We start from the raw sequence: 8,013 nt of genomic DNA on the forward strand, positions 1-8,013 counted from the left end.
TCGCCAGTCCCACCAGCAGCGTCGCTCACCAACGCGAGCGTGTCTTCAACGAACGGCGGCAATCGCCGCTCTCCATCCATACCCGTTGTTTCAGGTTGCTGTATATGAATCTGTTTCCGACCGCTGAGTTACAGTTCGTCGAGATGCTCGATACCTTCTTTCGAGACGTTCGCTTTGGTGATCGTCTCGGCCATCCAGTCGGGTTTGTCTTCTGGTGCCTCGTTGCGCCACGCCCATCCCTCGTAGATGTGGAGTTTCTTCGTTCCTTTCTCCCGCAGGCGAAACTCCTCCCGACTCGCTTGGGCTTCGCTGTCAGCTGGGTCAAGTCGCCGAGCGACTTTGAGTGCCGCCTGTCGTGGTACCTGCCCGGTGAAAACGCTCGTTTCCTCACCACTCTCATCACGCAATGCGTAGTTGCGAGGATCGTCTGACGTGCTGGCCATGTATTGCTCCGAGTGAACATAACACAGACAAAGTGATAAATGTATCTACGTCTGGCGATTTCTTCGAAGCAAACGGCTCTCCAACTGCGATTGAAGAGATCGACTACTCAGCTGTCTCAGATTGATCACGAATCTCTGCGAAGGCAAAATTCTCGCGAGCATCCATAATCTCGACGGTTACCTCATCGTCAGGCTGTGCATCGGGCACAATCACGACGTAGCCGCGCTCGATTTTCGCTATCCCATCACCCTGATCGCCCAGCGCCTCNACCTCATCGTCAGGCTGTGCATCGGGCACAATCACGACGTAGCCGCGCTCGATTTTCGCTATCCCATCACCCTGATCGCCCAGCGCCTCAATTGTCACCTCACGGATCTCTCCCCGTGAGACGGGAGGCTCCGAAGCCGCCGTGTTCGATGGGTCCTGCTGGTCGTCGCTTCCCGCGGGCTCTGTATCTTCGAGGATCGCCACTTGATAGGTCTCGCCAGCCGTAATCGCTCCCACATCGAGTTCATCTTCTGGTACCTCAATCGTGTAGGAATCGCCTGCCTCGGTGACGGAACCAGTGAACAGACACGCCAATCGATCGGGTATCTCGACCATTAGACGTCCTCACCACCGTCGCCGGTCACTATTATTCCCAAGGGGTTGCTACCGAAAGCGCGCGGCCGCAGAGCCGAAACACTACGCATGGGCTATCAGACCTCCGGTGAGACGTATTGGTCTTCCCACTCACGACGGGCCTCGATCTNCGCTGCCCACGCTGGGTCACCTGATAGTAGTTCGTTCGTTTATCGAGCTCACCTTTTTCGATCAACCCTTTCTCGACGAGCGTGTCGAGATTCGGATAGAGTCGCCCGTGGTGGATCTCCGTCTCGTAGTAGCCTTCGAGTTCGTCTTTGAGTTCGAGCCCGTTCGGTTCATCTTTGTCAGCTGCAATGTATAGCAGGTCGCGCTGGAAGCCAGTCAGATCATACATATCTCGAAGGTGGTTATTCTAGCAGTAAAATATACCGATAGACGAATAACAAATGACCCATCCAGCACGAGTCACCTTCTAAACACAGTGGAATTGAACGAAGGAAGCATTATACACGCGAGAAACTCAGAAATCACCCATCTTATCCACGCTCTCCCAGCGTCTCGAACGGTCGTTAGCAACGGCAGATTCCGAATGTAGCGATAGAATGAAGTTCCGTGGCTCAACCGACTCTACTATGCCTGAGTGTCTGAATTGTGGTGGCTCCGTCACCAAGCAGTACGTCCGTGTGTTTGCCCCGACTGGGATGGATACCGTACGCGTCTGTCCGAATTGTCCTGACATGATTCGGGAAGGAAATGACGTACGGGAGGCAAAATGATCACGGGGGTAACTGCTGACTACTCATCTCAGGTAGCGGCTGAGCAATGGATTCCGGAGCGAAACCATTCCCCATGTAATTCAGTCACTCGTCGTCGATCTACCGTCTAATCTCGACCCAGATTCACAAATAGAAGTTTTCGGCTACTGGCTCCATATCCCGTCTCAGTAGGGTGAGTTCGTACTCGATAGCTCTCGCTCGTCTGCGTACGGATCTTCGATCCGTTCCTCATAGGCGGGGTCGCCGACTCTGTTTCCATCCTCATCCAACCGATACGCGGTCACGTCGCAGTGCGTCAGACCTGCTATGGCGTCGCCGACTACCGAGGGAAGTTCAGTCGGCCCCGACTCGATTTCCATCGTCATATCATCGGTGTCGCCCGATCGTTCGACGATGACGCGATACTGTTCTCGTTCTCTCTCAGCAAACCGTCCCATGGCATCTCGCTACGTGCGGGTGGCTGTAAAAGTTAGTGCCTGATACTGTCTCTCGGCGGTATGAAGGGTTTCATAGGCAAAAGGGGTGAGAGATGTCTCATTACACTCAGGATGTGAACCAGCGCAGTAATCGAAGAGAGATGATCGCAAAGATGCTGAGTACTGTTGAACCCGCTACGGTGCCGAAGAAACTGGAAACGGTGGTGTGTCCTCAATAGCGCTTCCTTGCCTTATGTACAAAACGATGGTACTCCTTCGTCCGAATGTTACACAAGATACGAAGCGAAACCACGGTGAAGCGGCGGCGGTATTCACTCGGAACGCGGTGGGTGCCTGACTGCGGCGATCGTTAGAGCTATCGCTATCAACGCCGGGCGAACAGCCGACGTTTCAGCCGGGATCAGCCCGGTGGTGCGGCCGATTCAGTGCCGCCGGATGCATCCGGTGCCGGGAGCGTTGCCCGTGCACGGCGATACCCGCTCTCGGCGTCTGTCTCACCCCCGACCACCCAGACAAATCCCGTACTAGATACGCTAGAGGGGGAACCGTCTGGGTGCTCTTGTGAGCCTCCACGCCGCTCAGACGTGCTTTCCGGGCCGTCACCCGGCGTAAACGGCTCATCGAGGTCGGGCAGATCGGCTTCGCCGACGCCCGGCTCCTCGTTCGTCCGGTAGCTGTTGGCGAGACCGTTCTTCGTTTCCTGTTTTGCGAGGTAGCCGAGATCGGTGAACTCGTTCAACGCTCGCCGGACTGTCCGCTTGTCGCAATCAACTTCCGAGGCGATGTCGCTGACCGCGAACTGCTGACCGCGATACTTCCGAGCAGCGCGCGTCACCGCTCGCTTGCTTTTCGAGAACGCCTTGACCACCGCACCGTCCGCGACGATCGGCAGGCTCTCCGAGAGCGCTGTTGTGTGTGCGAACACGACCGCGCCTTCCTGGTCACGCCCGAATCGCAGGATGGCCTGAAGCGTCTGATCCTCGCGCATGTGCTTGAGGTACGTGTTGGCCGTCGCACTGTCGTAATTGAGGTCCGCACCGTGGCCGGCCCGATAGATGCTCTCGCCGGCAAACGCGGCCCATTTTTCGACCACTGCATCGCCGAAGTGCCGACAGCCCAGCACCGCACCCAGATTCAGCTCTCCGAGCGCGTTCGATCCAGTGATGTTCCCGTAGTGGTCAATAGCCGCGATGTCGTCTTCGACCCGGCTGGCAATCTCCTGCTCGACTTTCTTGGTTGTGATGACGCCGGGTTTGGTCGTCGCGGTGAGCGTATCCTGACGCAGCTGTGTCGAGGCGAACTTCTCGGCGATCTCCTGAATGAGTGCCACGTCGCCGTCGAAGTTCTTGCCGTTCGGCGACCCGGAATAGGTCTTCGTGTGCGGACTGGTCTGCACCACTTGGAGATTCAGCACGTCCCGAAGGAATGCACGCCGCTCGCGAGCGCTGTCATGGATGTCGCGTGCTTCGACCTCACAGCCGATAGCGTGCTCCCACAACCGCTCGCGGCCGGTTGCATCCAGCCCGACGACAGGGTTGGGATGATCCTCACGAAAAGCGGGCGGGTTCCGCACGCTCGCGCCGTGGTGGTTCCGGTCGATCAGCATGGTCTCACGCTCGCGCTGAACGCTTTTCAGGTTCGTCCCGTCGCTGTCGCTGTCCTCGTCGAAATCGAATGCTCCGGTCGGAACCTCCGTCGCTGCATCACCTTCGGCGATCGTCCCGTGCAGCAGCAGGTGAGCGAGCGGGTGAGCGTAGCCATCGCGAGCATGAATCGCTAGCTCACGGCAGCCTTCCTCGCCGCCTGCGAGCGCTGTCCGCGCTCCGGTGAGCAGCCCACGTGCGCCGTCGTTGCCCTCGCAGAACGCTTCGACGGCGTTCTCAACCATCGCGGAGAGATCGCCGCCGAGACGGTCGGGCGCGGTGGTCGCGCTGAGACTGTCACCGTCATCGAGAGCGCGGCGTGCGGCTGCGAGAGCGGGCAGCACGTCGTTCTCGATCCGGTTCTGTGTCTGTCGGTCGGCACTCCCCACTGCCGCTCTCAGCGCCTCGTGAACGTTGTCGATCGCCGTGGCGTCCCACGAGGGACCGAGTGTTTGCACGCTACCGAGAGCGGCCGCCAGCGCGTCCTCGTCGCCGTCCGTGCCCTCGGTCGTCTCTCCGGTCCCACCGTCACTGCGAAGCTCCTCGACGGCAGCGAGGGCGTCACACAACCGCTGCATGACTTCGAGGCGTTGGTCGACCTCAGCCAGCGCGTCGATCTCGCTGGTGGCGCTCCCGCGAAGCCACGCACGCACGAGGTCGTCGTCCCACAGGTCGATCTCGAAGAGGTCCTGTCGATCGTCAACCTCCGCAGAGAGCGCCTTGCCGAGCCATGCGGCGTGATCGAGGAACTCCTCGCCGAAGGTTCGCTCGTACACGTCGCCGGGGAACTCGTCGATCGCGATGACGCGCTCTTGAACCCACGTCTGCTCGTCCTCACGCGAGACGTAGGTTTTCGCGCCCTCGACGTGGCCGTGAACGTAGTGACCGATGAGGATGTCTTTGGGGTTGTCGGGGTCGGTCGCACGGTCCCAGCCGAGCTTATAGCCGCACTCATGATCGGCGTGACACGGCAGTTCCGCGCCGAACAGTTCGGTATCGCGCTGGTGGATATCCTGTGGAGAGTGGCCGAGTTCGCGAGCGACGTGAACAGCCAGTTGCCACGCTTCGTCGTGCGCGCCGTTGGCGGTCGCGCAACTCGCGCGGTCCAAATTGATTTCCTCCTCGTCGGGAACGCCGTCGTCCTCGTCTTCTTCCTCGATAGTGACCGGCGCTTCGATGCGCTTGACTAGCTCCTCGGGGTCGCGGAGCAGGTCTTTGCCCTCCTCGCGAACAAGCGCGGTGGCCTCGCCGACAGCGCCCTCGTTGGGCTGGTGTTCGGCGAAGATCGGGAGGTGCATCGACGTGTGCCCCCACTGGTCGGCCTTCGCTGCGACCTCCTGCTGAAGCTCGTTGCGAGAGGTGAGATACAGCGCAGGGTACTCGTCGGCGAGCTTGACGACAGAAGTGGTCTTGCCGGTCGCCGGGAGCGCGCGCAACATCCACGCCTTTCGGGTGTCGGTGGCAAGCTCAGCGTATAGCTCCTCAACATCCTCGCGGGCGTTATTGAGAGCGTCCCGGTCGGTGGTGAACTCGCCGAGCAGGTCGTCGGCGCGCGGGAGCACGGGCACATGGTCGGGGTTGCCCGTGTTCCATTCGGGGAGCGGGGCACCGTATTGTTCGCGAGCGACGTGGTACGCTTCGGTGAAGTCCTCGCCTGTGAGCGGGTCGTCACACTCGTCGATGATTCCCTGTTCGAGCGCCGCGATACGGAGCGGGTCGATCGTACAGTCGTGCTCGCGACAGTAGAACGCACCCGACCGGAAGGCGATGATGCGTTTTTCCGTGCTGGAGTCCTCCCACGTCGGGTTGATCTCGGCTATCACGTCGTCGTTGTCGTCGGCGAGACCGGTGACGGTCGAATCGAGTGCCGAGAGATGCCAGTGGGTCAGCTGTGCAACCGCGCTCTGGACGAGCGCCCAATTGTCGGTCGCGGTCGTCGTATCGACGTACTCGGGAAGGGGCGCACCGAAGCGCTCGCGCGCGCGTCGATACGCAGTATCGTACTCGTCGTCTTGTAGCGGCTGCTCGCAACAGTCGATACTGCCGAGGTGGAGAGCGACCGCTTGCACGACACCGATCTCGCCGCCACACTGCGGGCATTGCCAGTGCTCGCCGTCATCCGTCGGTTCGTGTTCGAGAGCGGTATCGAGATCGTCGGGACCGACCATCCACGCTGCTTGCCACGCGGTTTCTGGATCGAGCACGACATCGAGCGTCGTGGGATCAACCTCATCGGGCGTGCGCTCCCACCCGCTCGTAAGCGGGTCGCGGCCCGGTTCGACATCGTATTGGTCGGTGAGCGTATCGAGCGCGGCGTCGTAAGCATCGCTGGGGAACTTCCAGCCGTCCTCGATCTCGTCGCGCTCGCAATGGCCGTGATCGACGGCGACGTGCCGAAGCGCACGGCGAGGGATCGGGTCGTCGTCGGGGATGATACCCTCTCGTTTCGCGTGGAACCATGCGGCGAACATCTCCGAATCATCGAGCCGCCCGTTCGGGTCGTCCGGTGAGCGTTCGCCAGCGTCGGCGAGCAGGTACGTGAGCGGGGTGTACGCTGCTTTGTATTTGTGGTCGTAAGCAACGTCGCGCTTCTCAATGATGACGAAATACGTCTCACTGTCGCCGTGGTGACCGAGGGGACTGGCACCGCGATAATCGTCGTCGAGGCCGGTAACGTCCCGAATATCGAGGTCGAACAGAGCCGAGTGGTCGTCGCTCGTGCTGCCGCCGAGTGGGTCGGTACGGTCGCGATCGGCGGCGGCGAGGGCTGTATTCTGCGGGTCGTAGGCGGGGTGCTCTCGTGCGGGTTTCGCGCTCGCGAGCAGCGGGGCGAGCGCCCCATCGACGGTCCACTCGCGTAGGTAATCATCGAGGTCAACCTTATCGAGACCAGGACGCGGGAGTTCCGCTACCTGTGCGTTAGTGTCGTGCTCGGCGAGATACGCGGCGGTATCGAGCGCACCGCGCAGGCCCTCGCCGACCTGTGTGAGCGAGAGTCGGTCGTCCTCGTCTAGATCACTGCTCGGCCGCTCGGCGTCCTGCACGATGAACGCACGGGGAACGTCGTGGTCGTCAAGGGCTTCGCGCAGCGCCTCGCGGTCCTCGCGCTTGAACCGGGTCGTGACCGGCGAGATGCAAGCGTAGCCTGCTTGCTGGGCGGTGATCGCGTCGGCAATACCCTCGGTGATGAGCACGGGCTGGCCGTCCTCGATCGAGTCGAGGCCGAAGATCGGCTCCTCGACGCGAGCGTATTCTTTCGTGTGGGCGGGTTTGGCGTATTTCCCGCTGAGGCCGTCGTCGGGGTGGCCGTCGTAGCCGACCGCCCCGCCGCCTTCGTCGCCGGTCGCGCGGCTGATCGTGTAAACGGGCTGGTCGTCGGTGTCGGAGTATGGAAAGACGAACCGGCCCTGCCAGAGCGGGCGAAGATCCTCGGTGAACAGGCCAGTGCCGAGAATCGCGTCCCGGCCGTAGCCCTCGCGCATGAGGTGGTCGAGCAAGCCCGTGCGGCTCGCTGATGCCCATCCGAGACGCGCGGTGTCGATGGTCTCGTCGGACCATCCACGCACCTCGTGGAACCATTCACGGGCAGTCTCGACAGTCTGCTCATCGCCGTCGTCGTTGATATAGGTGAGGCCGAGGTCGCTGATGTCCTGGTCGAGTTGGCTGTGGAACCACTCAACCGCGTCGGCGAACGCTTCGCGGGCGAGTGTGGTGGATTCCTCGCTCTCGAAGCCGGGGTCTGCACCGTCGGAACCGTCCTCCACAGGGCTGTGTGAGACGGAATCCTCCGATCCGTCGCCACCGCTTTCCGGGTCGGCGTCGGTATCGGTATCGGTATCGAGAATGTCGGGCGAGATGTCGGCGCACTCGGCGCAGTAGCCATCCACGACCGGCTCGTTTTCGCAGCCGATCGTCCAGCATCTCTCGGGTCCGTCCTCGCTCATGGCGCGACCTCCCGACTCTCGGCGGGTGCGTCGGGATGCTCGCGCGTGGCGAGACGAACGGCGAGATCGCGGTCGCCGAAGATCGGCCCGGTTCGCTTGCTTTCAGCGCTCTCGTGTTCGATGATCGTGCCGGCTGCGGGACAGCGATCAGTCCGACACCTGTCTCTTATACACATCTCTGATG

The 8,013-nt window shown here is 61.2% G+C and carries 5 protein-coding genes and 2 pseudogenes; 1 reads left to right on the forward strand and 6 read right to left on the reverse strand.

What is annotated here, in order from left to right:
• Positions 1–128: 128 nt before the first annotated feature.
• The 3 genes and pseudogenes from C451_RS01765 to C451_RS01775 all read right to left on the reverse strand — a co-directional run bounded on the left by C451_RS01765 (position 129) and on the right by C451_RS01775 (position 1,423).
• Positions 129–443, reverse strand: a complete 315-nt coding sequence (locus C451_RS01765; protein WP_007736999.1) for a non-histone chromosomal MC1 family protein — start codon at positions 441–443, stop codon at positions 129–131.
• A gap of 103 nt (positions 444–546) precedes the next feature.
• Positions 547–1,047: a TRAM domain-containing protein gene (locus C451_RS01770; RefSeq protein WP_007737000.1), complete on the reverse strand. Its 501-nt coding sequence runs from the start codon at positions 1,045–1,047 to the stop codon at positions 547–549.
• A gap of 95 nt (positions 1,048–1,142) precedes the next feature.
• Positions 1,143–1,423 (reverse strand): annotated as a pseudogene (locus C451_RS01775) (helix-turn-helix transcriptional regulator).
• Between the two features lie 238 nt (positions 1,424–1,661).
• On the opposite strand from C451_RS01775, the gene C451_RS24480 reads away from it, so the two are divergent.
• A complete protein-coding gene (locus C451_RS24480) occupies positions 1,662–1,805 on the forward strand; it encodes a DUF7563 family protein (protein ID WP_449271492.1) in 144 nt (47 codons plus the stop codon).
• Positions 1,806–1,969: 164 nt separating this feature from the next.
• On the opposite strand, the gene C451_RS01780 is transcribed toward C451_RS24480, so the two are convergent.
• From C451_RS01780 to C451_RS01790, 3 genes and pseudogenes are all read right to left on the reverse strand, one after another.
• Positions 1,970–2,242 carry a hypothetical protein gene (locus tag C451_RS01780; RefSeq protein ID WP_007737004.1) on the reverse strand — a complete coding sequence of 91 codons (273 nt, stop codon included), beginning with the start codon at positions 2,240–2,242 and terminating at the stop codon, positions 1,970–1,972.
• 400 nt (positions 2,243–2,642) lie between these two features.
• Entirely contained in the window at positions 2,643–7,829 is a 5,187-nt protein-coding gene (locus C451_RS01785) for a hypothetical protein (protein ID WP_007737005.1), read from the reverse strand.
• Positions 7,826–8,013 (reverse strand): annotated as a pseudogene (locus C451_RS01790) (hypothetical protein); the annotation flags it as partial. The pseudogene C451_RS01790 and the gene C451_RS01785, both read right to left, overlap by 4 nt.

The sequence above is a fragment of the Halococcus thailandensis JCM 13552 genome (genome assembly GCF_000336715.1).
In the GTDB taxonomy this organism is placed as follows: Archaea; Halobacteriota; Halobacteria; order Halobacteriales; family Halococcaceae; genus Halococcus; species Halococcus thailandensis.

Bases quoted from the DNA above. Each gene is read 5' to 3' on its own strand.
- C451_RS01765 (WP_007736999.1), bottom strand. From the start codon at position 443: ATGGCCAGCACGTCAGACGATCCTCGCAACTACGCATTGCGTGATGAG.
- C451_RS24480 (WP_449271492.1), top strand. From the start codon at position 1,662: ATGCCTGAGTGTCTGAATTGTGGTGGCTCCGTCACCAAGCAGTACGTC.
- C451_RS01780 (WP_007737004.1), bottom strand. From the start codon at position 2,242: ATGGGACGGTTTGCTGAGAGAGAACGAGAACAGTATCGCGTCATCGTC.
- C451_RS01785 (WP_007737005.1), bottom strand. From the start codon at position 7,829: ATGAGCGAGGACGGACCCGAGAGATGCTGGACGATCGGCTGCGAAAAC.